Raw genomic sequence first — 22,531 nt, forward strand, 5'->3', positions numbered from 1 at the left:
TGTCTCAGTACACGACGATCTTGCCGGTGTTCTGCGGGAAGATCGCGTCGTTGAAGAAGTACTCGCCCGGGGTGTCGAAGGTGTGGGTGAAGGACTGGCCGGGCATCAGGACGCCGCTGTCGAACTCGTACTCGAAGAACGAGACGGCGGCGTGCGCGTGGGCGTTGTCGGCCGGATTGACGAAGGTGACGGTCGTGCCCCTGGGCACCCGCAGGTGCTGCGGCGACATGGCATTCTGAGCGACGGTGTTCTCGCTCGCGCCGGGCCGCTGGTTCGCCGCGTCCCAGACCCGCCCGAGGGTGACCGTGTTCCCGGCGACGGCGGCGGCTCTGATGTCGTTGCGCTTCTTCGGCGGCGTCGGGGCGGGGGCCGGCGCGACCTTGCCGCCGAGCTTGAAGGCCCACAGGTGGTCGCCCCTGGGGATGTCCGGGTAGGGCAGGCCGTTGCCGCCCGCCAGCACCGCGACGTACTGCTCGCCGTCGATCTCGTAGCTGATCGGGCTCGTGTGCACCCCGGCGCCGCACTGGAAGCTCCACAGGACCGTGCCGTCGGTGTCGTCCATGGCGTGCAGCACCCCGTCCGGGCCGCCCTGGAACATCACCCGCCCCGCCGTGGTCAGGATGCCGTTGCCGTGCGCGAGCGACCATTCCCGGTCCAGCGTCCACACGGGCGTGTTGGTACGCGGATCGACGGCCGCGATGCCGCCGGCGAAGTACTCGCCGAGGGGGCGGGAGGTGTTGACCCGGCCGTCGCGGGTGTTGGAGAAACCGGAGTTGATCAGGCCGTAGCCGACGTAGATCCAGCCCGTGTGCGGGTTGTACGACAGGTGCGCCCAGTCGGCGCCGCCACCCGCCCCGGGGAAGATGATCGTCGCCCGGTCCCAGTGCGGCGTGTACAGCCCGCCCCAGGCGTAGAACGGCACCGGCCGCGTGGCCTTGCCGAACTCCGGCGCCTGCGTGATGAACGGCTCGCCGCCGGGGAACGGTTGCGTCGCCGCCGTCTTCTGCCGCGGGTCCTGCGGAACCGGGCGTTCCTCCATGCCGTGCAGCGGCTCGCCGCTCTCCCGGTCGAGGATGTAGAACATGCCGACCTTGCTGCCGTACACCACGGCCTTGCGCATCCGGCCCTTGACCTTGATGTCCACGAGCACCGGCGCCATGACGTTGTCGAGGTCCCAGATGTCGTGGTGCACCGACTGGAAGTGCCACCTGCGCTTGCCGGTCCTGGCGTCGATGGCCACGATCGAGTTGGCGAACAGGTTGTCGCCGCCCCGGCCGGAGCCGTCCAGGCGCGGGTAGGAGCCGCCGAACGTCCAGTACACCAGCCCGAGGTCCGGGTCGACGGCCGGGTGGATCCACGGAACGGCGCCGCCGGTCTTCCAGGACTCGCCCTCCCAGGTGTCGTTGCCGAACTGGCCCTCGCCCGGGCACGACCAGAACGTCCAGGCGACCTCGCCGGTGGCCGCCTTCAGCGCGTACGCCCGCCCGCGCGCGCCGCCGGTGCTGCCCTGCATGCCGACGTAGACGAGGCCGTCCCAGTAGACGACGGCGCCGGCGAGAGTGCCGGTCAGGCCGCCGCACTGCCCGTTCTGCGGGTCGCAGCCGCCGGTGTCGCCGCCGCCCTCGTCCTCGGTGATGAGCCGCCGCTGCCAGACGACCTCGCCGGTCTCCTTCTTCAGGGCGTAGACGATGTTGGCGCCGGAGGTGGAGAAGACCAGGCCCTCGCCCAGCGCGACCCCGCGCATGTTCGTCTGCTTGGTGCCCAGGTTCGTCTTCCACTTGATCGCGCCGGTCCTGCCGTCCACGGCGAAGACGTTCTGCTGGGTGGTCTGGACGTACAGGACGCCGTTCTCCACGACACACGTGCTCTGCTGGGCGGCAGACGTGCTGCCGCCTTCGAGGTTGACATGCCAGGCGCCGCCGAGCCGGCGCACCGTACGGGCCGTGATCTGTTCGAGCGGGGAGTAGTTGTGATTGCCGAGGTTGCCGCAGACCTTGGGGAAGTCCTTGCCTGTCACTCCCAGGGAGGGCGGCTGCCGCTCCGAGGGCTGTGTGACGGCCTGGGCGGGCTCTGCGACGGCGGCGGAGGCGGTCAGCGTGGCTGCCGCACCGAGGAGGAAATTACGTCGTTCCACTGGCACCAAACTTTCAGTGGTCCACTGTATGGACCACTAGATCCATACGACGGACGCACCTTAAGACCGATCCGGGAGTGAAGGCAAGAGCTTGTCCCCGCGAGGTTCCATGGTTACGCTCAAGCCTCTGAGTGGACCGATCGATCCGCCTGGTGGATCGCAACGCGAGGTGCCCATGCGCAGCAAACTCTCCACCGCCACCGCCACCGCCACCGCCACCGCCACCGCCGCCGCAGCGGCGGCCCTCCTGCTCACCGCCACCGCTCCCAGCTCCGCTGCCTCCCCCGGCCCGGCGCAGAACCTCGGCGATCCCGACTACGGCGTCTGTCGCGGCACCGACCCCCACTGCTACCACGACTGGGGCAACTTCGATCCCATCAAGGGCTACAAGCTGCTCGTCTACAGCCGCACCGCCGGCCCCCGCCACGCCCACCTCGGCACCCCGCTCGCCCCCGGGCTCAACCCGCCGCTCAACGACAACAACGTCGCCGTCAAAGCGGTGATCAAGCTGGGACAGGAGAACGGCTTCGCCGTCGACTACACCGAGGACGTCACCCAGCTCTCCTCGGCCGGGCGGCTGCTGTCGTACAACGCGGTGATGTTCCTCAGCACCACGCGCGACGCCCTCGACGACGCCGCCCAGACCGCGCTGCGCCAGTACGTCCGCGCCGGAGGCGGCTTCATCGGCGTGCACAACGCCTTCGGCACCGAGTACAACTGGCCCTGGTACGAGGGCCTGCTCGGCAACGCGAACTTCTACGACCACGGCGCCAACCAGCCCGGCACCGTCGTCACCGTCAACCGCCGCGACGCCTCCACCCAGGGGCTGCCCAGGACCTGGGCCTTCTCCGACGAGTGGTACAACCTCGTCCCCGCGCCCACCCGCGTCCGCGTGCTGGCCGAGGTGGACGAGAGCACCCTGCCCCAAGGGGCGCGCGGCAACCTCGGGCACCCCGGCCACGGCGCGCACCACCCGGTGAGCTGGTGCCAGTACTACGACGGCGGCAAGGCCTGGCTCACCACCCTCGGCCACGACGTCAGGGCCTGGACCGACGAGCCCATGGAAGGCGACCAATACTTCGTCCGGCATCTGCTGGGCGGCGTCAAATCCGTGCTAGGCATGGCGCCGTTCTGCCGTTGACCGTGGCCTTGAGCAGCGCGTCGTGGCGCGGCGGGCACCGTCATGCGGTGACTTCGTCGAGAAGTTCGAGGAGGTGCCGGTACGGCTTTCCGGTGGCGCGGGTAAGGCCGAGTTCGCAGGTGCGGTTGACGGATGCGTGCGCGGCGAAGTCCCCGGCCCGTACGGCGGCGGCTTCAGCGCGGGTGGCGGAGGCGGTCAGCTCGGGGTGGAGCAGGCCGCGGTCGCCGGCGAAGGCGCAGCATTGCCAGCCGTCGGGGACCACCACCTCGTCGGCGATGGCCTCGGCGATCCGGGTGATGGCGGTGTCCAGGCCGAGGCGGGTGGAGGAGCAGGTGGGGTGCAGGGCCAGGGAGGGCAGGCGGCGTTTCACGGGCAGGCGGGGCAGGAGGCGCTCGGCGGTATAGGCGACCGCGTCGAGCACCCGGAGGGCGGGTACGGCGCCCTCGGCGTTGCCGGCAGTCGCGGCGGCGAGGCGGTGGAAGCCCTCGGTGCAGGAGGCGGCGTCGCTGATCACCGGGATGCGGCCGTTGCCCGTGGCCTTGAGCAGCGCGTCGCGGACGCGGCCGGCCATGGCCTCGTGGCCGTCGGTGTACCCCTTGGAGGACCAGGGGGTGCCGCAGCACAGGCCACCGATCCCCTCCGGGACGTGCAGCCGCACGCCCGCCCGCTCCGTCAGCCGCGCGAACGCCGCCATCACGCCGGGGCCGCCGTCGGCCGAGGCGAACAGGGTGTTGAGACAGGACGGCACGTAGACGGCATCCGAGTCGGCCACGGGCGCGGGGCGGCGGCGGGTTCCGCCGCGCGGCAGGTCACGGCTCCACTGGGGGACGGCCTCGGGAGTGGTGAGGGCGCGGGCGGCGCGGCTGGCGGCCTCGGGGAGCTTGGGCGGGGCGGCGGCGGCGGTGTCCAGGGCGAGGTTCATCGCCCGGGTGACGCCGTCCCAGTGCCTGGCGGCCGTCTTCCAGCCCCTCTGCGCGGCGCGGCCGTGCCGTTGCGCGCGCAGGCGCTTGGTCAGGTCGCCGGTGTTGATGCCGACGGGGCAGGCGGTGGCGCACATGCCGTCCACGGCGCAGGTGTCCACGGCGTCGTAGGCGTACTCGGCTTCGAGTTCGCGGGCGAGGGCGTGGTCGCCCGCCTGGCGCGCGGCGGCGAGCTCGCGGCGCAGCACGATGCGCTGGCGCGGGGTGGTGGTCAGGTCGCGGCTGGGGCACACCGGTTCGCAGTAGCCGCACTCCACGCACCGGTCCACCTCGGGCTCGACGGTGACGACGCTTTTGAGGTCGCGCAGGTGGGCGTCGTCCCGGTCGGTGAGGACGACGCCCGGGTTGAGGGTGCCTCTGGGATCGCACAGGCGTTTGACCTCGCGCATCACCTTGTACAGCTCGTCGCCGTACTGGCGGCGGACGAACGGGGCCATGACGCGGCCGGTGCCGTGCTCGGCTTTCAGCGTGCCGCCCCTGGAGAGGACGGCCTCGACCATGTCCCGGGTGAAGTCGGCGTAGCGCGCAAGGTCGGTGTCGAAGCGCTCGTTGAGCATGAAGTGCAGGTTGCCGTCCTTGGCGTGGCCGAAGATGACGCTGCGTTCGTAGCGGTGCTCGGCGAACAGGGCGGTCAGCTCGTCGCACAGATCGGCCAGGGCGGGCACGGGGACGGCGACGTCCTCCAGCAGGGCGGTGGTGCCGCTGGGGCGGGCGCCGGCGACGGAGGCGTACAGGCCCTTGCGGATGTGCCACAGCGCCGCCCTGCCGCCCGCCTCCCTGCTCAGCCGGGCGGGAGCGGCCAGCTCCAGGGCGGGAAACAGCTCCTCGGCGGCGCGCTCGCGCGCGGCCAGGAGGTCTTCCCGCGGCTCCTGCCACTCGACCAGGAGAGCGGCGTGCTCGGCGACGCTGAGCGAGCGCAGGACGTCGTCGGCCTTGGCGTCGGTCTGGGCCACCCGCAGGGACTCGGCGTCGAGTAGTTCGACGGCGGCGGGGGCGGCCTCGACGAGCTGTGGCATGGCGGCCATGGCCCCGCGCAGGGTGGGGAAGACGAGCAGGCCGGTGGCGGCCAGGCGGTGCGCGGGGACGGTGCGGAAGACGGCCTCGGCGACGAAGCCGAGCGTGCCTTCGCTGCCGATGACGAGATGGGCGAGGATCTGCGCGGGCGTGTCGTGGTCGAGGAGGCTGTTGAGGCCGTAGCCCATGGTGTTCTTGAGCGAGAACTGGGCGCGGATGCGCCGCACCGAGTCCGGATTTCTCCGGACTCGGTCGCGGAGCCTGGTCAGGCCCTCCGCCAGGTCGGGCTCCAGGGCGCGCAGCCGCTCGTCGGCGTCGGGGGCGCCGGTGTCGAGGACGGTGCCGCTGGGCAGCACGAGCGTCATCGACTCCAGGGTCCGGTACGTGTTGGCGTGCGTGCCGCAGGTCATGCCGCTGGAGTTGTTGGCCACCACGCCGCCGATCGTGCACGCCGACTCGCTGGCCGGGTCCGGACCGAGCTTGCGTCCGTACGGGGCGAGGCGGGCGTTGACCTGCCGCAGCACCGCGCCCGGCTGCACCCGCACCCGCGCCCCCTCGTCCAGCACCTCGATGCCGCGGAAGTGCCGTCGGGTGTCCACCAGCAGATGCTCGCTCACCCCCTGCCCGCTCAGGCTGGTGCCGCCGGAGCGGAAGGTCAGCGGCAGCCCGGCCCGCAGCAGCGCCGCCACCTGCTCGATGTTCTCGGGCACCAGCACGGCCTGCGGGGTGAGCAGGTAGTGCGAGGCGTCGTGCGCCATGCCGAGCCGATCACTCATCCGCGTCCGGGCGATTCCGGGGACGGCGTTCTCCACCGCGGCCAGGACGGTCGGGTCGGGTGTGGTCATGGTGGTGCACTTCCTGGGTCGGTAGGGGGCTTCTGGTTTGCCGCGGACGCGGCACGGAACCGGTCGCCGAAAGCTCATCCCTCATCGCCGCGGGTCGATGTGGATCTTCGGCCCCGGCCCGGCGTCGGCCGGGCGGTGTCCGGCCAGGACGTCGGCGGTTCCGGCCAGGCCGACCGTGGCGGCCACGAGTGGGCGGGCGTCGACCGAACCATCGGCGTAGGCGGCGATGGCTCCGTCCAGGCCGGCCGAGCCGCCGAGGACGCCGACGGCGGTGACGTCCTTGAGCGCCAGGTCACGGGTGTCGAGCGTGGACGGAGTGCCGGCCAGGCCGATGTAGACCACGCGCCCGGCGGGTTCGACGAGGTCGAGCGCGAGGGCGGGCAGCTCGGGCGCGTTGGAGGCGTCGACGACGGCGTCCCACGGCAGAGGTGGGAGCGAGGCCCGTGTCCAGGCATGATCGGAGCCGAGGCGCCGGGCCACGCGCGCCGTGGACTCGTCCCGGCCCATCAGGTGGACCTCGGCTCCGGCGGCTCTCGCGAACAGCGCCGTCAGCAGGCCGATCGTGCCCGTGCCCAGCACCAGCAGCCGTCCACCCGGGGCGAGCCCGGCGCCGCGGGCCGCCCGTAGGGCGTTGCCGCCGGGTTCGACCAGCGCGCCCAGCGTGGAGTCCACGGTGTCCGGCAACGAGTGCAGCGCCGTCACCGGCACGGCGATCTGCTCGGCGAGCGCCCCGGCGCGGCCACGGCTGATGCCGATCTCGGCCATGTCGCCACAGACGTGGTGACGGCCCGAGCGGCAGCGGTCGCAGTGCCGGCAACTGAGCATGGTGTCGCCGGTGACGCGGCGGCCCAGCCATTCCGCCGGAACGCCGTCGCCGAGTGCCGTGACCCTGCCGCACCACTCATGGCCGGGCCGCAGCGGGTACCGGGAGCGGCCGGTGCGCAGGTAGCTCATCTCGCCGGTGAACAGCTCCACGTCGGTGCCGCACACCCCGACCCGCTCGACGTCCACGATCACTTCGCCGGGTGCGGCGGCGGGCGGCTCGACCTCCCGGATCTCGGCCTTGCCGGGGCCGGTCAGGACCAGCGCGCGCACTACCGGGGTCCTACGACCTGCTGGCGCTGGCTGCCCAGGCCGTCGATGCCGAGTTCCATGACGTCGCCGGGCCGGAGCCAGACGGGCGGGTTGTGGCCCATGCCGACGCCGGGCGGGGTGCCGGTGTTGATCAGGTCGCCGGGCTCCAGGACCATGAACTGGCTCAGGTGGTGCACGATGACGTACGGGTCGAAGATCATCGTCTTGGTGGTGCCGGTCTGGCGGCGCACCCCGTTGACGTCCAGCCACATGCCGAGGTTCGTCACGTCCGGGATCTCGTCGGGGGTGACCAGCCAGGGGCCGGCCGGGTTGAACGTCTCGGCGGACTTGCCCTTGCTCCACTGGCCGCCGCGCTCCATCTGGAAGGCGCGCTCGCTGACGTCGTTGACCACGCAGTACCCGGCGATCGCGTCCTTCGCCTCCTCCACCGACTCCAGGTAGGAGGTGCGCCTGCCGATGACGATGCCCAGCTCCACCTCCCAGTCGGTCTTGGTGGCGCCGCGCGGAATGCGGACGTCGTCATACGGGCCGACGAGCGTGTTGGGCGACTTGGTGAACAGGATCGGCTCGTCCGGCACCGCCTGGCCGGTCTCGGCGGCGTGGTCGCTGTAGTTCAGGCCGATGCACAGGATCTGGTGCGGGCGCGCGATCGGCGCGCCGACCCGCTCACCGGCGAACTCGCGGGGCCGACCGGTGGCGACCCGGTCGGCGAGCAGGGCGGGGCCGCCGGCGGCGAAGAAGCGCTCGTCGAAGTCGGGGGTGACGTCGGAGACGTCGATGTAGTGGGTGTCGTCCACGCGGACGACGGGCTTCTCGGCGCCGGGCGCGCCGATGCGCATGAGGTGCAAGGGTGTTTCTCCGGGATCAGAAGGGGTTCCGGTAGGGCGACGGCAGGCCGCGGACGCCCGCCTTCGCGGTGAACTTCACGAAGGATCCTCTCCGGAGACGATGGCGCGGATGGCGGGCAGGTCGGCGACGAGTCTGTCGAGCGGGGTGCGGTAGGCCAGGCCGCTGACGCTGATCGCGCCGCTCGGCACGGTGGGTGAGGTCAGGTAGGCCGCCACCGCGACGCAGTTGACGCCCGGCTCGTTCTCCTGGTCGTCGACGGCGTAGCCCTGCTCGCGGATGCGTACGAGCTCGGCGTGCAGCTCCTCTGCCGTGCCGGCGGAGCGCTCGGTCGGCCGTTCCAGCGTCCGCCCGCCCACCCAGGCGTGGACCGCGTCCTCGTCCCTCAGCGCGTGGGCCAGCAGCACCTTTCCGACGGCCGTGCAGTGCGCCGGGTTGCGGCCTCCCACGACCGAGGTCAGCCGTACCGCCCCCGACGGTGGGTCGAGCTTGGAGCGGTAGACGACCGAGGGCCCGTCCAGAACCGCGTAGTGCACCGTCTCGCCGTACCGGTCGCACAGCGCCTTGAGCACCGGAGTCACGCGGACGTGGTCGGGGCGGGCCTCGTGGTGGGCGAAGGCCATGCGCAGGAACTCGTCCCCGAGAACGTAGCGACCGTGTCCGTTCTGGTCGGCGAATCCGGCCCGGCGCAGCGCAGCGAGCGCACGATGCACCGTCGCCTTGGGACTCGCCACCGTCCGTGCCATCTCCTCCAGCCCGATCCCGTCGGGATGCCGGGCCAGCTCGGCGAGCACCGCGAGTACCCGATCGGAGCCTACGAGTCTCTGCTCGTTCATCGCCTCGGTCACGTTCCGGAGATTAGACCATCGTTCCGCTAAACGGAAGTTTTCGCTGTGGAGGACTTCCCCCGGCGGCGTATGTCGGCTAATGTCGCAGCGAGCTCCACTGCTTATACGTATATGTCCAGGTGTCCGTCGACCTCGGGTCGCGGCGCACGGCAGTCAGGTGGCGGGAGCTCCTGGATCCCGCCTGGTGATCGGAAAGTGTGGTTGTCCTCATGGCGCCGAACCGGAGCGCTCAGTGGTACGGCGGTGCCGATCGCAACGCCTACATCCATCGCGCGTGGATGCGGCGCGGGCTGCCGCCCCATGCCTTCGACGGCCGCCCGCACATCGCGATCGCCAACACCGCCTCCGACCTCACCCCGTGCAACATGCACCTGGACGAGGTCGCCGAGCACGTCAAGCACGGCGTGTGGGAGGCGGGCGGCGTGCCGCTGAACCTGCCGGTCGTCTCCCTCGGCGAGACCCAGGTCCGCCCCACCGCGATGCTGTGGCGCAACCTGGCGGCGATGGCCGTCGAGGAGATGCTGCGCGCCAACCCGATCGACGGCGTGGTGCTGCTGGGCGGCTGCGACAAGACCATCCCCGCGCTGCTCATGGCCGCCGCCTCCGTCGACCTGCCCGCGGTCGTGGTGCCCGGCGGGCCGATGCTCACCGGGACCTTCCGCGGCGTGCCGCTGGGCTGCGGCACCGACGTGTGGAAGCTCAGCGAGGAGGTCCGCGCCGGGACGCTCGGCGCAGCGGAGTTCCTGCGTTCGGAGTCGTCAATGATCCGCAGCAAGGGGCACTGCAACACGATGGGCACCGCCTCCACCATGGGCCTGCTGGCCGAGGTCCTCGGCATGACCCTGCCCGGGCTGGCCGGCACCCCCGCCCCCGACAGCCGCCTGCTCGAAGGCGCCCACGAGACCGGCCGGCTCATCATGGAGATGGTCGCCGCCGAACGCCGCCCCTCGACCGTCCTGACGCGCGGCTCGTTCCTCAACGCCATCGTCGCCCTGGCCGCGCTCGGCGGCTCCACCAACGCGGTCGTCCACCTGCTCGCCATCGCCGGCCGCCTCGGCGTCGAACTGACCCAGGACGACTTCGACCGCACCGGCTCCGGCGTGCCCCTGCTCGTGGATCTGCAACCCGCCGGCCGCCACCTGATGGACGACCTGTACCGGGCCGGCGGCCTGCACGCCGTGCTGAACGAGATCCGCGACCTGCTCGACCCGCGGGCGATCACCGTCACCGGCCGCCCCCTTCTCGACCACCTCGCCGACGCGAAGGTCCACGACCGCGAGGTCATCCGGCCCCGTGAGAAGCCGCTCCAGGCGGACGCGGGGATCGCGGTCCTGTACGGCAACCTCGCCCCGGACGGCGCCGTCATCAAGCCCGCCGCCGCCTCGCCGCACCTGCTCAAGCACCGCGGGCCCGCCGTCGTGTTCGACTCCGTCGAGGACCTGCACGCCCGCCTCGACGACCCCGACCTGGACGTGACCGCGGACTCGGTGCTGATCCTGCGCGGCTGCGGCCCCAAGGGCTACCCCGGCATGCCCGAGGTGTCGAACATGCCGCTGCCGGCCAAGCTGCTCGCCGAAGGGGTACGGGACATGGTGCGCATCTGCGACGGCCGGATGAGCGGCACCGCGTACGGCACCGTCGTCCTGCACGTGGCGCCCGAGGCCGCCGCCGGCGGCCCCCTCGCCCTCGTCCGCACCGGCGACCTGATCATCCTCGACGTCGGGAACCGCCGCCTCGACATCGACATCCCCGCCGACGAACTCACCGCCCGACAGCCGTCCCCGGAGATGACCGCCGCGTTCGCCCGCCCGGCCCGCGGCTGGCAACGCCTCTACGTCGAGACCGTCCAGCAGGCCAACACCGGCGCCGACCTGGACTTCCTCGTCGGTTCCAGCGGCGACCGCGTGCCGCGCGAATCCCACTGAAAGGACCTCCATGACCCGCACCGCCCTCATCACCGGCGGCGTCAGCGGCCTGGGCAAGGCCGCCGCCGTCCGCCTGGAAACCGACGGCGTCAAGGTGATCACCCTCGACGTCGCCGACGGCGCCGACCTGGTCGTGGACGTCACCGACCCGGCCGCCGTCCAGGCCGCCGCCGACGAGATCGGCCCGGTCGACATCCTCGTCAACTCCGCCGGGATCGTCGGCCCCAACGCCCCGCTGTGGGAGATCCCGCCGGACGGCTGGCGGCGCACGTTCGAGGTGAACGTCAACGGCACCTTCCACACCTGCCGCGCCTTCGTGCCGGGCATGCGCGAGCGCGGCTGGGGCCGCATCGTCAACCTCGCCAGCATGGCCGGCAAGGACGGCAACCCCACCATGGCGCCGTACTCGGCCTCCAAGGCCGCCGTCATCGCGCTCACCAAGTCGCTCGGCAAGGAGCTGGCCACCAGCGGCGTGCTGGTCAACGCCATCGCCCCGGCCGTGATCGAAACCCCGATGAACGCCGGCACCAGCCCCGAGGCCCTGGCCCACATCACCAGCCTCATCCCCATGCGCCGTGCGGGGAAGCCCGAGGAGGTGGCCGAGCTGATCGCCTGGCTCGCCTCCGACAAGGTCAGCTTCTCCACCGGCGCCGTCTACGACATCAGCGGCGGCCGCGCCACCTACTGAATGACGGCCCGCCGGCTGAACGCCGACGGGAATCGCGCGTCTGACGACGCCGGCGGGGCGACAAACGCCCCCGCCGCCGAGGGCGCTGAAACCACCCGAGGCGCACAGGCCTCCTCCTCGCCCCGAACGCCTCCCACGCCTGTCACATCCGGCCGCCGATTCGCTTCCCGCGGCGACATGCCTGCCTGGACCGGCACGACGAACGGCGCGTCGAGGGCTTCGACCGACAGCTCAGGCCGAGCGGCGGATCACCAGGGTGGCGCTCTCCGGTGGTCCGGGGCGACGAGCGTCCGGTCTTTCCAGGCCGCCCAGCACCGCGTCGGCCAGTTCGGCGGCGACGGCGTCCATGTGCTGGTTGATCGTGGTCAGCGGCGGTTCGGCGAACCGGGCCATGGGCATGTCGTCCACGCCGATGACGGCCAGGTCGGCGGGGGCCGACAGGCCGGCGGCCCGCATGCCGGCCAGCAGGGCGATGGCGACCTCGTCGTTGAAGGCGCACACGCCGGTGACGCCCTCCGCCCGCCAGGCCCGCGCCGCCGCGGCCGCGGCCTCGGCGTCCAGCACGACCTCCCGCACCGACGGCGGCGTCAGGCCGTGCTCGGCGCAGCCCCGCCGGACGCCTTCCAGCCGCGGATCGAAGAAGGCGCGCACACGGGGGTCGACCGGAGCGGCGTAGCCCACCCGGACATGCCCCTGCGAGGCCAGATGATCGATCTGCATTCGCCCGATGCGGAACTGCCCGCGGGTCATCACGTTCGGCTCGCCCTCGCTGTCGCCCCAGACGTTGACCACGTAGGTGCCGTCGGCGCGCATGTCCGCGCGGTGCTCCTTGGCGACGGGGGCGAAGGAGATCACGGCGGCCGGCGCCAGGTCCTTCCACAGCGAGGCGACGGTGCGTCCGCTCTCGATGCGCGTGATGACGCTGAGGCCGTGCCGTTCCAGGTCGGCGGTGAGGTGTTCGATCAGCTCGATGGCCGTGGAGCCCAGCGGCAGGTCCGCGATGAGCAGCAGCACGATGTCGCTGCGGCCCAGCCGTAGGGTCCGGGCCGCGGCCGAGGGGGTGTAGCCGAGCTTGTCCACGGCCGCGTAGATACGCTGCCGGGTCTCCTCGGAGATCTTCTGGTGCGGCACGTTGTTGAGCACGTAGCTGACGGTGGTCTGCGAGACGCCGGCCTCCCTGGCCACGTCGATGGACGTGACACGCCGTGCTCTGGCCATCGAGATCTCCCTCGTCTCGCCCACCCCGCACTGAATCGTATCAGTGTAGTCGGAGGCGCAGCGCCGCAGGTCGATGTGAATCTTCGTGGCGGACCGTGGCGTCGTGCCGGGCGGTGGAGTGCCGGTCTCCGGCAACCGACGGCCACCGTGTTACCGTGCCCCTGAAGTCTGCGGTGACAGGCTTACCTCGGTTCCGGAGGCGTCAAGAGGTCGGAGACGAAACCGCGGACGGTTTCCTGGAGATCGACTTCGTCCGGATCGAGCAGCCACTGGAGCTGGACGCCTGTATCAATCCATGGGCTTCACGCCGCACCGATGAGGTGAAGACCCAGGGAAGCAAGGCGCGCGCAGTGGCATCCCCGACGCGGCAGAGGTCACCCGCAACGGGGTGCGACCGGAATACGTCCGACCGAGGGGAACGTGAACCGCGTGGATGTTCGGCCCGTTTCAGCGGCATGATCCGTTGTCTGACGGCGCCGGGCCAGTGAGTCACCCCGTCCATGGTCGATGCTCCTCTCGTGCCCAGCCGTTGGCACGGAAGGCCAGCTCCACCACGTCCGCGACCGCACCGTCCGCGCACGCGCCCACCACGACGTCGGCCGCCGATCTCACCTCGGGATGGCCGTCGCCCACCGCCACACCCAGCCCGGTCGCCACGATCATGTCGATGTCGTTGGGGTTGTCGCCGACGGCCGCCACCTCGGCCAGCGGCACGCCCCTCAGCTCCGCCAGCTCCCGCAGCGCGACACCCTTGCTCGTGCCCTCGGGCAGCACCTCCAGGTAGGTCGCCTCGGACTTCACCGTGGCGGTCCCGGCGATGCGCACGTGAGGGAGCGGATCGCCGATCAGCATGCACTTGGTGACATCCTCGGCGGGCAGCTCGCGCCAAGCGCCCGGGTCGCGCAGCACGATGCCGTCGCGCCGCGCGTAGTCCCGCAGCTCCGGCACGTCGTCGACGGCGAACGCCGTACCACCGGAGAACGCCACCGGGTAGACGCCCTCGGGAAGCTCCTCGAAGACGTCGAGCAGCGCCTTCCACGCGGCGGACGGCAGGCTGCGGGAGCGGACCACGGTGTCACCGGCCAGGTCCACGGTCCGCGCGCCGTTGTAGAGGATGGCGGCGCCGTCCAGCTCCAGCTCGTCGTAGTAGCGGCGGGCGGAGGCCTCCATCCGGCCGGTCGCGATGACGACCTCGCCACCGGCGGCGCGGAAGCGGCGCAGCGCCTCGCGGCTGGCCGGCACCATCGCCAGGTCGCGGCCGACGAGTGTGCCGTCGAGGTCGGTGACGATCCAGCGGATCACGCGATCCTCCCCGCTCCGGCGATCTCGGCGAGCACCGAGCCGGCCAGGTCGAAGCCGCCCACGCAGGCCAGGTAGCCGCCGGGGGTGAAGACGCTGCCCGACAGCGGGATGTAGACCCCGCCCGCCTGCTTGACCAGGAGGGATCCCGCCGCCACGTCCCAGGCGTTGACGTGCGTGCCGTACGCCACGTCGGACCAGCCCGCGGCGACGTGCGCGAGCTTGAGCGCCGCGCTGCCCGGGCGGCGGGTGCTGGCGAAGGCACCGACGAGGCGGGCGAAGCGGTGCAGCGCCTCCTCGCCCTCGGCGGCCAGGTCGCGCGGGGTGGGGTAGCTGGACAGCAGCATGGCCTCCCGGTCGGTGCGGGCTCCGACGCTCCGGATCGGCTCGCCGGCGCAGGCGGCGCCGCCGAGCCAGGCGGTGAACTCGTCGTCGCGCACGGGGTCGTAGACGACGCCCGCCACCACTTCGCCGTCCACGGCCGCCGCGACGGAGGTGCAGAAGAACGGCAGGCCGGCCGCGAAGTTGGCGGTGCCGTCGATGGGGTCGACGTACCAGCTGACGGCCCCGGCGCCGCGGGTGCCGCCTTCCTCGCCCACGACGACGCTGTCCGGGCACCGGCGGGCCAGAACCTCGCGGATCTCCTCCTCGGCGGCCTTGTCGTGCTCGGTCACCGGGTCGTGGAAGTCGCGCTTGGTCCGCACCTCCGGCCTGGACCGGAAGGCGGCGCGCAGCCGATCGCCGACCGCCCTGGCCGCTTCGGCCGCGATGACGGCCAGCTCGCGTGAGGTGTTCACGTCCATGTCTCCTCCAGCAGCCTCAGCAGGCCGTACGGGTCGTCGACGGTCGCGTGCGGGCGCTGGCGCACGCGGTAGGGGATCTTCTCGGTGCTGTGCGAGACCATGAGGACGGTGGCACCGGCACCGGCGCGCTCGCCGCAGACGACGTCGCGGTCGTGGTTGTCGCCGACGTACCAGACCTGCGACGCCGCCACCCCGAGCGCACGGCAGGCGATCCAGATCATCTCGGGGTTCGGCTTGCGCACGCCGACCTCGTCGCTGTACACCTGCACCGCCACCTGGTGGTCCAGCGCGTCACGCGCCATGAAGTCGCGGTGGACGGCGCCGCACAGCGCGTTGCTGACCACCGCGGGGATCACGCCGTGATCCCGGCAGGCGGACAGGAGCTCCTTCACCCCGTCTCGGGTGGTGCGCTCGCTGCGCAGCTCGCCCATCCGCCGGCACAGCGGCGTCGCCTCGGCGGTCACCAGGGCGCGGGCCTGCTCGGGCCAGTCGGTCGCGACGAACTCCGCCCAGAACCGGCGGTGCGTCATCTCCTCGGGGGCGAACTGCCGCGACGTGGAGTCCTTCCAGCACGAGTCGGCACGCGCGCCTGCGCGGATGTCGGTCTCGATCTCTTCGGCCGTCAGGCCGCGGAATCCCGCGCGCTCCAGCATGGCGTGCAGTTCGGCGGCCAGCTCCGCCGCCCACGACGGGCGCCTGGCGGTCTCGACGAGCACGCCGCCGAAGTCGAGCAGCAGGGCCTTGGGTGAGATCATGCGTAGGCTCCCGCGGCGTCCCAGGCCGCCATCCTGCTGCCGTCCGCGTCGAACAGGTGCAGCTGCTCGGTCCAGCAGGTCACCGTGTCGCCGGGGACGGCGTCGACCGGGGTGTAGGAGACGGCGTAGAGCTCGGTGTCCAGGACGCGCAACCGTACCGTCCACGTGGAGCCGGCCGGCAGCACGGCCTCGACCTGGGCCGGCTCCGACCAGGCGGAGACGGGCGGCGCCCCCAGGCGCAGGGCCTCGGGGCGGATGCCGATGGCGGACGGCGCGCAGGTGACGACGCGGCCCTTGACGAAGCGCAGCAGCGAGCCGGCCAGGCCCGCGGGGGAGGGGCCGACGTCGACGATGGCCATCGGCGGGCTGCCGACGAACTCGGCGACGAACCGGTTGGCGGGTCTGGCGTACATCTCCATCGGGGGCGCCAGTTGCTGCAGCTCGCCCTCGTCCATGACCGCCACGTGGGTGGCCATCGTCAGTGCCTCCAGCTGGTCGTGGGTGACGAAGACGATCGTGGCGCCGGACTCCTCGTGGATGCGTTTGAGCTCGGCGCGCATCTCCAGCCGGAGCCGGGCGTCGAGGTTGGACAGCGGTTCGTCGAGCAGGAGCACCGCGGGGTCCACGGCGAGCATGCGGGCCAGCGCGACGCGCTGCTGCTGGCCGCCGGAGAGCTGGGAAGGGTACCGGTCCATGGCGCCGTCGACGTGGACCATCTGCAACGCCTCCTCGGCCCGTGCCCGGCGCCGCGCCGCGGGCACCTTGCGCATGCGCAGGCCGAACTCGACGTTCTCGCGCACCGACAGGTGCGGCCAGAGCGCGTAGTTCTGGAAGACCAGGCCCATCTCCCGCTTCTCGGGCGGGACGTACCGGCCGCGCTCGACGGAGTCGAGCACCCGGTCGCCGACCGTGATGGTGCCGGCGGTCGGCTGCTCCAGGCCGGCGATCATACGCAGGGTGGTGGTCTTGCCGCAGCCGGAGGGGCCGAGCAGGCACATGAACGCGCCGTCGGGCACGGTCAGGTCGAGGTTTCTGACGGCGTAGTCGCCGCCGCCGTAGCTCTTGGCGAGTCCGCTCAGGGTGATGGTGGGCATCTATCCTCCCAGGCCGGACGCGAGGCTGCTCCTGGTCAGGCGCTGCGTCAGGTAGGTCATGGTGAAGGAGACCAGGGCGATCACGAGGACGACCGCGTTGGCGAGTTGGGTGTAGCCGTAGTCGACCAGGCCGATCGACAAGGTGGTGAGCAGCTCGGTGCCGGTGGTGGTCAGCATGATGACGATGCTGAGCTCTTTGAGCCCGGAGACGAACGGCAGCACGATGCCGGTGACGAGGGCGCCCTTCTGGATGGGGAAGACGATCCGCCGCATGCGCCGCCACCAGGAGGCGCCGGCGATCTGGGCGGCCTCCTCCGGTTCGCGGCCGAGCTGTGTCATCGCCGCGATGCCCGAGCGCGAGCTGTAGGGCAGGTGGGTCACGGCCATCACCAGGATGAGCAGGAACGTGGTGCCGTACAGCGCGGGGATGGGGCCCCGGGCGACGGCGAACAGCGACAGCGAGGCCGCGGCGAACGCGATGCCGGGGATGAGGTAGGGCAGGAAGGAGACCTGGCGGAGGAACCCGGCGATGCGCGGCGCCGTCCCGCGGACCACGACGTAGCCGATCAGCAGGCCGGCGACCGCGCAGATCAGCGAGGCCAGGCCGACGATGCGCAGCGAGTTCCAGGCCGCCTCCCACAGCTCGGAGCCGCGAAACACGCCGTGCGGGAACCCGACGGCGCCGGGCAGCTTCTCGGCGAACCAGTAGCTCAGGGTGAGTGTGGACAGGTCCATGGGGGTGCGGGTGAGCGAGGACAGCAACAGCGTGACCACCGGGACGAGGACGCTCACCGCGAAGACCGCCAGGCCGAGCGCGAAGGCGGGCCAGCGCCACCGGCGCAGGTCGCCCAGCCGATCCATGGCGCCCTTGCCGCCCACGGTGACGAAGCGGCGGTGCTCGCGCAGCAACCTCGCGTCGGTGAAGACAATCAGCACCCCGATGATCACGATGACGGTGGCCAGGACGGAGGCCACGCCGGTGCTGCGGTCCCGGATCGACTGGAACAGCCCGGTGGAGAGGACCCGGTAGTCGGCCGGGAGCCCCAGCACGTACGGCGTGCCGAAGGTGCCGAGCACGCGCCCCACGACCAGCAGCACCGCCGACGACAGCGCCGGCAGCATCAGCGGCACCACGATCCGCCGGAGCACCACCCGCTGCGGCGCGCCGAGGATCCGCGCCGAGTCCTCCAGTTGCGCGTCGATGCGACGCAGCGCGTTCCCGACCAGGAGCAGGACGAACGGGTAGTAGTGCAGGCCGAGGCAGATGATGATCGGCAGCGGCCCGTACGCCAGCCAGTCGGGGGTCCGGATGCCCTGGGCCTGCAGGACTCCCAGCTGCCCGCCGGCGCGCTCGTTCTTGAACAGGGTCAGCCAGGCCAGGGAGAAGGTCCACGACGGCAGCATGTAGGGGACGACCAGCGCGCCGGCCAGCCACTTGCGTCCCGGCGTGTTGGTCCTGGTCACCAGCCAGGCCGTGCCGCCACCCACGACCAGCGCGAACAGCACGGTGCCGAGCGAGATCACCAGGGTGTTGAGCAGCGGCTCCCAGAACAGCAGGCTGCTGACCCGGGAGCGGAACACCCGCCACAGGTAGTAGCCGGTCCACTCGCCCGGCTGCTGCCCGGCGTGCGCCTCGTCGCCGTACTGCAGGCGGAAGGCGTCCGACAGCACCGCGACGAGCGGCGCGACGACCAGGTACGCCAGCACGATCACGAGGATCAGCCCGAGCGCGGCGGTTGGGTCGTGGCGCAGCACGCGCAGCCGGTACACCAGCCTGCGCCTGACGCCGGGAGGCGGGGGCGCCTCCGGCTTGGTGAGAAGAGTCATGAACACTTCCTTCGGTGGCTTCGTCTGAGCATCGTGTCGGCCGGCGCGTCGGCCGCCTCGCCCAGCCGCCGGCCGACGGCGTCGAGGCGGGACAGCAGCTCGCGGCGCCGTAGTGTGTCCGAGGTCGGCGGCCCGGCGAAGGCGAGCGCCCACGCCATCACAGGAACGGCCGCTGGTCACGCTTGGCCGCGTCGTAACGCGCCCGTGCCCGCCTGACCTCGTCCAGCCGCGACACCTCGGCCACGGGCACGTCCCACCAGGCCTGGGCCTGCGGCCCGCCACCCGGTACGGTCCGCGCGTACACCACGGTGGTCCTCGACGCCTCTTTCGCCTTCTCCAACGCCTGGGCGAAGGACTCGGGGTCGTCGGCGCCCAGCACGTCGGCGCCGAGGCTGGCGGCGTTGCCGGCCAGGTCCGTCGGCAGCGGGTCGCCGTCCAGCAGGCCGGTGCCGCCGCGCATGCGGTAGGCCGTGCCGAGCCGGAGCGCGCCCACGGACTCCGACAGCGCGCCGATCGAGGCGAAGCCGCCGTTGTCGACCAGGACGACGACGAGCTTGACACCTTCCTGCACGGCGGTGGCGATCTCCTGGGCCATCATCAGGTAGGAGCCGTCACCGACCAGCACGAACACCTCGCGCTCCGGCGCCGCCAGCTTCACGCCCAGGCCGCCGGCGATCTCGTAGCCCATGCACGAGTAGCCGTACTCGACGTGGTACTGACCGGGGTCGGAAGCACGCCACAGCCTGTGCAGGTCACCGGGCATGGACCCGGCCGCGTTGACCACCACCCCGCCGTGCGCGGCCTCGTTGACCAGGCCGAGCAGCACCGGCTGGGTCAGGTCCCGGCCGGTGCGGGCCCGGTCCGCCTCGCGCTGCCAGCCGGCTGTCAGCCGTACGGCCAGCGCGCTCCAATCCGGTTCCGCCCGCCAGTCGCCGGGGTCCAGGGCGCGCAGCGCCTCCCTGGCGTCGGCGACCAGCGTCAACCCGGCGTGCTTGGCGGCGTCGAAGGCGGCCACGTTGACGTTGAGGAACCGAGCCCGGCCGAACAGTGTGCGCGAGGCGGTGGTGAAGTCGCTGTAGCGGGTGCCGACGCCGATGACCAGGTCGGCGTCGCGGGCCAGCGTGTCGGCCGCCGCCGTGCCGGTGTGGCCGACCGCGCCGACGGCGCACGGGTGGTCGTACGGCACCGCCCCCTTGCCCGCCTGCGTCTCGGCCACCGGGATGCCGTGCCGTTCGGCGAAGCGCAGCAGCTCCGCGCAGGCGTCGCTGTACTTGACGCCGCCACCGGCCACGATCAGCGGCCGGCGTGACTCGCGCAGCAGCCGCACGGCACGCTCCAACGCGGCGGGTTCCGGCACCGGCCTGGCCACGTGCCAGACGCGGCGCCCGAACAGCTCCTCCGGCCAGTCGTGCGCCTCGGCCTGCACGTCCTGCGGGAGGGCGAGGGTGACGGCACCGGTCTCGGCCGGGTCGGTGAGCACCCGCATCGCGGCCAGCAGCGCGGAGGGCAGCTGCTCGGGCCGGTTGATCCGGTCGAAGTAGCGTGACACCGGGCGCAGGCAGTCGTTGACGGAGACGTCGAGCGAGCGCGGGTCCTCCAGCTCCTGCAGCACCGGGTTGGCGACCCGGGTGGCGAAGATGTCGCCGGGCAGCAGCAGGACCGGGAGCCGGTTGATCGTCGCGAGCGCGGCGCCGGTGACGAGGTTCGTCGCGCCGGGACCGATCGAGGTCGTGCAGGCGAACGTCGAGAGCCGGTTGCGGGTGCGGGCGTAGGCGACGGCCGTGTGGACCATGGCCTGCTCGTTGCGCGCCAGGTAGTACGGCAGCTCGTCGTGGAGGCCCGCCCCCTGCTCGGCCAGCGCCTGGCCGACACCTGCGACGTTGCCGTGGCCGAAGATGCCGAAGCAGCCTTCGACCAGGCGCTGCTCGACGCCGTCGCGTTCCGTCCACTGGTTGGACAGGAAGCGCACCAGCGCCTGGGACGTGGTGAGTCTCATCCGGTTCCTCCCACCGGCAGCCGGGGGTCGATCGGCGGGTGGGCGAAACCGGTGGGGCCCGGGGCGGCCTCGCCGTACGGGATGAGGGTCATGACTCCTCCAGCAGGCTCACCGCCGTGTCCACCGCCGCGGCCACGTCGTCGCCAGGCGGGTACAGCAGCGCCCGGCCCACGACCAGGCCGCGCGCGCCGGGCTGGCGCAGCGCCTTGCCCCACGCGGCGAACGCCTCGTCGGCCGCCTGCCCGGGGTCGCCGCCGAGCAGTAGGGTGGGCAGCGTGGTGGCCGCCATCACGCGCTCCATGTCCTCGATGACCGGGATCTTCAGCCAGGTGCGTGCGGAGGTCGTGCCGAGCGCCTGGACCACGCTGATCGCCCGGATCATCGCCGCGGCCGACAGGTCGTGCCTGACCGCGCCGTCGACGTGCCTGGACCAGAAAGGCTCGATCATGGCCATCAGGCCGAGCCCGGCAAGGCCGGAGACGGCCTGACCGCAGCGCTCCAGAGTCCCCGCCGTCGCGGGGTCGTCCGGCGCGATCCGGCAGAGCATCTTGCCGCCGTCCAGGCCCATCTTCGCGATCGACCCGGCGTCGTAGGCGGTGAACCGGTCGTCGAACTCGAACACAGAGCCCTGGACGCCGCCCCTGTTCATCGAGCCGATGACCAGCTTGTCGTCGAGCGCGCCGAGCAGCAGCAGGTCCTCGACGACGTCGGGGGTGGCCAGCAGGCCGTCCACGCCGGGGTGGGCGAGCGCGGCCAGGATCCGGTCGAGCAGGTCGAGGCGGCTCTCCATGGCCAGCGGGCGGTCACCGACGCCCAGCGCGCCCCTGGCGGGATGGTCGGCGGCGATGATCAGCAGCTTGTCCCGGCCGGCCAGCACCGGCCTGCGCCGGCGCGCGGCGGCGAGCGTCGTCACCCGCTCGGGGCGGCGGGCGCGGTCCTCGCGGAGCCGGCGGGCGCGGTCCTCGCGGAGCCGGTGGGCGCGGTCCTCGCGGAGCCGGTGGGCGCGGTCCTCGCGGAGCCGGTAGAGGGATTCCTCAGGCATGCGCGGCCTCCTCGGCGTCGCGGGCGGTCAGCATGTCGTCGATCTCCCGGGCCGTGGGCATCGCCGGGGCGCACGCCAGCCGGCCGGCGACGATGGCGCCGGCGGCGTTGGCGAACGCCACGGTGCGCGTGAGCGGCCAGCCGGCCAGCAGGCCGTGGCAGAGCGCGCCGCCGAAGGCGTCACCGGCACCGAGCCCGTTGACCACCTCGACACGCACCGCGGGCACCTCGACGCACTCCTCTGCGGTCATGGCCAGCACGCCGACGGAGCCCCGCTTGACGATCACCAGCTCGACCCCCGCGTCCAGCAGGGCGCGGCCGGCCGGGTACGGCTCCCGCGCCCCGGTGGCCACCTCGGCCTCGTCCACGTTGCCCACGACCACGGTGGCGTGCTCCACGGCGTTCCTGGCCTGCTCGGCGGCGGCGCGCGCGTCCGGCCAGAACGACGGGCGGTAGTCCAGATCCAGCACCGTGTACGGCTTGCGCCCACGCGCGCGCCAGGCGGTGAGGTGCGCCTCGCGCGAGGGCTCCTGCGACAGCCCGGTGAGGGTCGTCCAGAACACCTTGGACTGCGCCACGGCCGCCAGGTCCAGCTCGTCCGCCCGGATCTCCAGGTCCGGGGCTTTGGGCCGGCGGTAGAAGTACAGGGGGAAGTCCTCGGGCGGGCGGATCTCGCAGAACGTCACCGGCGTCGGCAGCCCGGTTACGTCCGCCACGTGCCGGTCGTCCACGCCGTACCCGCGCAGCGCGTCACGGACGAACGCACCGAAGGGGTCGGCTCCCGTCCTGGTGATCACCGCGGCGGAGCGGCCGAGCCGCGCGGCCGCCACGGCCACGTTCGCCGGGCTGCCGCCCAGGTACTTGCCGAACGTCTCCACCGCGCGCAGTGAGACCCCGATCTGGTGCGGGTAGAGGTCCACGCCGGCCCGCCCCATGGTGAGCACCTCGGTCACGCCCCGGGAAATGGGGGCAGCGGCGACCT

At 72.2% G+C, this 22,531-nt stretch carries 17 protein-coding genes; 3 read left to right on the forward strand and 14 right to left on the reverse strand.

All coding sequences use genetic code 11. The features are described 5' to 3' along the window. Positions 1-4 precede the first annotated feature (4 nt). Entirely contained in the window at positions 5-2,134 is a 2,130-nt protein-coding gene (locus ABD841_RS07520) for an outer membrane protein assembly factor BamB family protein (protein WP_344969200.1), read from the reverse strand. A gap of 175 nt (positions 2,135-2,309) precedes the next feature. Between ABD841_RS07520 and ABD841_RS07525 the strand changes: the two genes are divergently transcribed. Then, positions 2,310-3,275, forward strand: coding sequence for a ThuA domain-containing protein (locus ABD841_RS07525; RefSeq protein ID WP_344969202.1), 966 nt, complete (start codon positions 2,310-2,312; stop codon positions 3,273-3,275). Positions 3,276-3,315: 40 nt separating this feature from the next. On the opposite strand, the gene ABD841_RS07530 is transcribed toward ABD841_RS07525, so the two are convergent. The 4 genes from ABD841_RS07530 to ABD841_RS07545 all read right to left on the reverse strand — a co-directional run bounded on the left by ABD841_RS07530 (position 3,316) and on the right by ABD841_RS07545 (position 8,903). Next, a complete protein-coding gene (locus ABD841_RS07530; protein ID WP_344969203.1) occupies positions 3,316-6,114 on the reverse strand; it encodes an FAD-binding and (Fe-S)-binding domain-containing protein in 2,799 nt (932 codons plus the stop codon). Positions 6,115-6,195: 81 nt separating this feature from the next. Further along, positions 6,196-7,209, reverse strand: a complete 1,014-nt coding sequence (locus tag ABD841_RS07535; RefSeq protein WP_344969205.1) for a zinc-dependent alcohol dehydrogenase — start codon at positions 7,207-7,209, stop codon at positions 6,196-6,198. Further along, positions 7,209-8,057 (reverse strand): fumarylacetoacetate hydrolase family protein, encoded by an 849-nt coding sequence (locus tag ABD841_RS07540; protein WP_344969207.1) that lies wholly within the window; start codon positions 8,055-8,057, stop codon positions 7,209-7,211. The genes ABD841_RS07535 and ABD841_RS07540 overlap by 1 nt, the downstream gene beginning before the upstream one ends. Before the next feature lie 75 nt (positions 8,058-8,132). After that, positions 8,133-8,903, reverse strand: coding sequence for an IclR family transcriptional regulator (locus ABD841_RS07545; RefSeq protein WP_344969209.1), 771 nt, complete (start codon positions 8,901-8,903; stop codon positions 8,133-8,135). Positions 8,904-9,112: 209 nt separating this feature from the next. Between ABD841_RS07545 and ABD841_RS07550 the strand changes: the two genes are divergently transcribed. Both ABD841_RS07550 and ABD841_RS07555 read left to right on the forward strand, forming a co-directional pair. After that, entirely contained in the window at positions 9,113-10,828 is a 1,716-nt protein-coding gene (locus tag ABD841_RS07550) for an IlvD/Edd family dehydratase (protein WP_344969210.1), read from the forward strand. 10 nt (positions 10,829-10,838) lie between these two features. Next, positions 10,839-11,516, forward strand: coding sequence for an SDR family oxidoreductase (locus tag ABD841_RS07555; protein ID WP_344969212.1), 678 nt, complete (start codon positions 10,839-10,841; stop codon positions 11,514-11,516). Positions 11,517-11,747: 231 nt separating this feature from the next. Here the strand turns inward: ABD841_RS07555 and ABD841_RS07560 are convergent, their stop codons facing one another. From ABD841_RS07560 to iolC, 9 genes are all read right to left on the reverse strand, one after another. Beyond that, positions 11,748-12,758 carry a LacI family DNA-binding transcriptional regulator gene (locus ABD841_RS07560; protein WP_344969214.1) on the reverse strand — a complete coding sequence of 337 codons (1,011 nt, stop codon included), beginning with the start codon at positions 12,756-12,758 and terminating at the stop codon, positions 11,748-11,750. A gap of 465 nt (positions 12,759-13,223) precedes the next feature. Further along, a complete protein-coding gene (locus ABD841_RS07565; protein WP_344969216.1) occupies positions 13,224-14,036 on the reverse strand; it encodes a Cof-type HAD-IIB family hydrolase in 813 nt (270 codons plus the stop codon). Next, a complete protein-coding gene (locus ABD841_RS07570) occupies positions 14,033-14,836 on the reverse strand; it encodes an inositol monophosphatase family protein (protein WP_344969218.1) in 804 nt (267 codons plus the stop codon). The genes ABD841_RS07565 and ABD841_RS07570 overlap by 4 nt, the downstream gene beginning before the upstream one ends. Further along, positions 14,827-15,591 (reverse strand): HAD family hydrolase, encoded by a 765-nt coding sequence (locus tag ABD841_RS07575; RefSeq protein WP_344969219.1) that lies wholly within the window; start codon positions 15,589-15,591, stop codon positions 14,827-14,829. The genes ABD841_RS07570 and ABD841_RS07575 overlap by 10 nt, the downstream gene beginning before the upstream one ends. Continuing rightward, a complete protein-coding gene (locus ABD841_RS07580) occupies positions 15,588-16,685 on the reverse strand; it encodes an ABC transporter ATP-binding protein (RefSeq protein WP_344969221.1) in 1,098 nt (365 codons plus the stop codon). Before ABD841_RS07580 ends, ABD841_RS07575 begins: the two co-directional genes overlap by 4 nt. Then, a complete protein-coding gene (locus ABD841_RS07585) occupies positions 16,686-18,512 on the reverse strand; it encodes an ABC transporter permease (protein ID WP_344969224.1) in 1,827 nt (608 codons plus the stop codon). It lies immediately after the preceding gene. A gap of 157 nt (positions 18,513-18,669) precedes the next feature. After that, entirely contained in the window at positions 18,670-20,508 is a 1,839-nt protein-coding gene (iolD, locus tag ABD841_RS07590; protein ID WP_344969226.1) for a 3D-(3,5/4)-trihydroxycyclohexane-1,2-dione acylhydrolase (decyclizing), read from the reverse strand. An 88-nt stretch (positions 20,509-20,596) separates the two neighbouring features. Next, positions 20,597-21,550 carry a Cgl0159 family (beta/alpha)8-fold protein gene (locus tag ABD841_RS07595; protein ID WP_344969228.1) on the reverse strand — a complete coding sequence of 318 codons (954 nt, stop codon included), beginning with the start codon at positions 21,548-21,550 and terminating at the stop codon, positions 20,597-20,599. Beyond that, positions 21,543-22,502, reverse strand: a complete 960-nt coding sequence (gene iolC / locus ABD841_RS07600) for a 5-dehydro-2-deoxygluconokinase (protein ID WP_344969393.1) — start codon at positions 22,500-22,502, stop codon at positions 21,543-21,545. Before iolC ends, ABD841_RS07595 begins: the two co-directional genes overlap by 8 nt. Between the last annotated feature and the right edge of the window lie 29 nt (positions 22,503-22,531).

It is taken from the genome of Streptosporangium fragile (genome assembly GCF_039534445.1).
In the GTDB taxonomy this organism is placed as follows: Bacteria; Actinomycetota; Actinomycetes; order Streptosporangiales; family Streptosporangiaceae; genus Streptosporangium; species Streptosporangium fragile.

Bases quoted from the DNA above. Each gene is read 5' to 3' on its own strand.
- ABD841_RS07525 (WP_344969202.1), top strand. From the start codon at position 2,310: ATGCGCAGCAAACTCTCCACCGCCACCGCCACCGCCACCGCCACCGCC.
- ABD841_RS07530 (WP_344969203.1), bottom strand. From the start codon at position 6,114: ATGACCACACCCGACCCGACCGTCCTGGCCGCGGTGGAGAACGCCGTC.
- ABD841_RS07550 (WP_344969210.1), top strand. From the start codon at position 9,113: ATGGCGCCGAACCGGAGCGCTCAGTGGTACGGCGGTGCCGATCGCAAC.
- ABD841_RS07555 (WP_344969212.1), top strand. From the start codon at position 10,839: ATGACCCGCACCGCCCTCATCACCGGCGGCGTCAGCGGCCTGGGCAAG.
- ABD841_RS07570 (WP_344969218.1), bottom strand. From the start codon at position 14,836: ATGGACGTGAACACCTCACGCGAGCTGGCCGTCATCGCGGCCGAAGCG.
- ABD841_RS07575 (WP_344969219.1), bottom strand. From the start codon at position 15,591: ATGATCTCACCCAAGGCCCTGCTGCTCGACTTCGGCGGCGTGCTCGTC.
- ABD841_RS07580 (WP_344969221.1), bottom strand. From the start codon at position 16,685: ATGCCCACCATCACCCTGAGCGGACTCGCCAAGAGCTACGGCGGCGGC.
- ABD841_RS07585 (WP_344969224.1), bottom strand. From the start codon at position 18,512: ATGACTCTTCTCACCAAGCCGGAGGCGCCCCCGCCTCCCGGCGTCAGG.
- iolD (WP_344969226.1), bottom strand. From the start codon at position 20,508: ATGAGACTCACCACGTCCCAGGCGCTGGTGCGCTTCCTGTCCAACCAG.
- ABD841_RS07595 (WP_344969228.1), bottom strand. From the start codon at position 21,550: ATGCCTGAGGAATCCCTCTACCGGCTCCGCGAGGACCGCGCCCACCGG.